A 2963-nucleotide genomic window follows, 5' to 3' on the forward strand; every position below is an offset into this window, starting at 1 on the left:
GTACCATGTGCAACCCAAGTCGCTCATCCAATGGAACCACCTGGCCTCTGCCAGCGACATTCAGCCGGGCTCACGTCTCACTATCTATACACGCTAAGCAGCACACAGGAGGTTTTATGGGTTTCATGACAGGCAAAAAGGCGCTCATCGTTGGCGTAGCCAATGATCGTTCCATTTGTTGGGGAATCGCGCAGGCCATGCATCGTCAGGGAGCCGAAGTGCTGTTGACCTATCAGGGCGAGCGCACCAAAAGTCGGGTGGAAGAACTGGCCGGGCAAATCGGCGCGCCGGAACCCCTGGAACTGGATCTGATGGATGAACAGCAATTGCAGGCGGCCATGGAGCGCGTCCAGTCACTATGGGGTGGCGTCGACGTTGGTATCCACGGCGCGGCTTTTGCGCCCAAGGAAGAACTCAGTGGCAGTTATCTGGATGCCACCACCCGCGAAGGCTTCCGTATTGCCCACGAAGTTTCTTCCTACAGCTTCACCGCCATGGCCAAAGCCATGCATCCTTTGATGCAGGGACGCCAAGGCGCTTTACTGGCGCTCAGCTATCTCGGCGCCGAACGGGCCATGGCCAACTACAATGTCATGGGCCTGGCCAAGGCCAGCCTCGAAGCCAGCATTCGTTACCTGGCTTATTCCCTGGGCAGTGATGGCATTCGTGTCAACGCTATTTCCGCAGGTCCCATTCGCACTTTGGCAGCCAGCGGAATCAGTGAATTCCGTAAAATCCTCGACCACTATGCGGAGCATGCTCCCCTCCACCGCAATGTCACCCAGGAAGAAGTGGGCAACACGGCGGCCTTCCTCTGCTCCGACCTTGCCTCAGGCATCACCGGCGAAATTACTTACGTCGATGCCGGCTTCAATACCGTCGGCTTTTAACTCGAAGGCAATCAACCACCACGGGGCATGGCCTTGCCGACCTCCGCCAACATTTCCTCAAAACTTTTGGCGAAGGCGGCCAGCCCTTCCTGCTGTAATTGCTCAGCCACACTGTCCATATGAATACCCAGCGACTCCAGTCCGGCCATGACTGTCTGTGCCGCGTCCAGATCCCCGCTCACCCGATTCGCGATATGGCCATGATCACGCAGCTTGTTCAGGGTTTCATCCGGCAAGGTATTGATCGTTTCCGGCCCCATCAACGGTTCGACATAGAGTAAGTCTGAGTATTCCGGGTTTTTCGTGCTGGTACTGGCCCAAAGCAGATACTGCGGACGCCCACCGGCCTTGGCCAACGCCGCGAAGCCGTCCCCATGGAAGGTCTCCTGATAGACCTTGTAAGCAACCTTGGCCATGGCCACTGCGGCCTTGCCGCGCAAAGCCAGAGCCTCTGCTGTCGCCATTTTTTCGAGCTGCTGATCAACGAGGGTGTCTACCCGTGACAGGAAAAGGCTGGCAACTGCCTTGACCCGGCGGGGGTCGCCGCCTTGTTTTACCCAATGCGCCAAGCCCTGTTGATAAGCCGCAAAAACCTGGTGGACATGTTCCAATCCGAACATGAGGGTGACGTTGACTGAAATACCCTCGCCTACCAGCGTGGACAGTGCCGCAATACCCTGGGGCGTTGCGGGAACCTTGATCAATAAATTGTCACGCTGCACCAATCCCCGCAGACGGCGGGCTTCAGCAACCGTAGCTGCTTCATCATGCGCCAAACGCGGAGATTCCTCCCAGCTCACCCAACCATCATCGCCAGCACTTTCCTGATGCACCGGCTGCAAAAGATCGCAGGCCATCTGCAAATCCTGCAAAACGAGCTGTTCATAAAGTCGCTCGGCAGATTCTGCAGCTTGCCGCAAATCATCCTGATAGTAGGGACTGGAATGAATGGCTTTCTGGAAAATACTGGGATTGGAGGTAACCCCACTGATACCATCTGCGCTGATATATTTTCGGAGAATATCATCGTGAATCAGTGTTCTCGACAAATTATCCAGCCAGATGCTTTGACCCACCTCTTTGTGCAACGCCCGTAAATCTGTTGTCATCCTTCCATCTCCCCGGAAATCACTGCAGAAACCCGTTTGGCTATTCCAGACTGTTCACACGATCCTCTTCATGCAGTTCATTGTAGTTCAAGCCCGGAGAAGATGCTGAGACCATGCACGATTCCCCTATTGCGGCACGGACCGAAGCGGTCTAGTATTCATACCCAGCCCTCTCATTTAAGGACGGCCATATCATGAAAATCATCAAGAACATGAACAGTACCGAGCGTTGGCTGCGCCTTTACTTCGGCGCCATCATTTTTCTCATCTATTTCGTCAACCCCTTTCCCTATCGGGAATGGACTTTTTCGGGGCTTCTCCTCATTGCAACGGGGGTTTTCGGCTATTGCCCGGTGTACTCCTTCCTCAAAAAGACCCGGAAACCGGAAAACCTGTCACAGTAAGCAAGCAGATCTCATAAAAAAGCACCCTGTTGAGGGCTTCTCGCCCCATCCTGTACGAACGCGTCCCAAGGCTTTATGATTTGCCCTTAATTTTTCATAAAATCACTGACAATGGCACTCATCGTACAAAAATTTGGTGGAACATCTGTGGGCAACCCCGAGCGCATTCGCGCGGTTGCCGAAAAAGTCATGGCTACCCATCGGGCCGGGCATCAGGTTGTGGTCGTGGTATCGGCCATGTCTGGCGAGACCGATCGCCTTTTGCAACTGGCGCGAGCCATGGCAGCTCACCCTGCCGAGCGTGAACTGGATACCCTGCTGAGCACCGGAGAACAGGTGACTATTGCCCTGTTGTGCATGGCTTTAGAAGAGATGGGACAAGCGGCCCAGTCTTTTACCGGCACCCAGGTAGCCATTACCACGGATTCTGCCCATACCAAGGCGCGCATTGAACATATTGATGATCATAAAATTCGTTCAGCCCTCGAATCCGGGAAGATCGTAGTGGTTGCCGGTTTCCAGGGCGTCGACCTGCATGGCAATATTACTACTTTGGGACG

General features: G+C 54.6%; 4 protein-coding genes. 3 read left to right on the forward strand and 1 reads right to left on the reverse strand.

Annotation, left to right across the window (positions count from 1 at the left end; all coding sequences use genetic code 11):
* The first annotated feature begins 116 nt into the window (after positions 1 to 116).
* Complete coding sequence (locus AC2VLY_RS13975) at positions 117 to 890, forward strand: enoyl-ACP reductase FabI (protein ID WP_300254773.1); 774 nt, start codon at positions 117 to 119, stop codon at positions 888 to 890.
* 11 nt (positions 891 to 901) lie between these two features.
* Here AC2VLY_RS13975 and tal read toward each other — a convergent pair whose 3' ends face one another.
* On the reverse strand, positions 902 to 1999 hold the full coding sequence (gene tal, locus AC2VLY_RS13980) for a transaldolase (RefSeq protein WP_486892079.1): 1098 nt from the start codon (positions 1997 to 1999) through the stop codon (positions 902 to 904).
* 194 nt (positions 2000 to 2193) lie between these two features.
* Here tal and AC2VLY_RS13985 point away from each other — a divergent pair, with 194 nt between their 5' ends.
* On the forward strand, positions 2194 to 2403 hold the full coding sequence (locus tag AC2VLY_RS13985) for a YgaP family membrane protein (RefSeq protein ID WP_010641530.1): 210 nt from the start codon (positions 2194 to 2196) through the stop codon (positions 2401 to 2403).
* A 111-nt stretch (positions 2404 to 2514) separates the two neighbouring features.
* Positions 2515 to 2963: amino acid kinase family protein (locus AC2VLY_RS13990; RefSeq protein WP_486922484.1), on the forward strand; the 449-nt coding region annotated here is incomplete at its 3' end.

This window comes from Acidithiobacillus sp. TH-A36, assembly GCF_057473445.1.

Bases quoted from the DNA above. Each gene is read 5' to 3' on its own strand.
- AC2VLY_RS13975 (WP_300254773.1), top strand. From the start codon at position 117: ATGGGTTTCATGACAGGCAAAAAGGCGCTCATCGTTGGCGTAGCCAAT.
- tal (WP_486892079.1), bottom strand. From the start codon at position 1,999: ATGACAACAGATTTACGGGCGTTGCACAAAGAGGTGGGTCAAAGCATC.
- AC2VLY_RS13985 (WP_010641530.1), top strand. From the start codon at position 2,194: ATGAAAATCATCAAGAACATGAACAGTACCGAGCGTTGGCTGCGCCTT.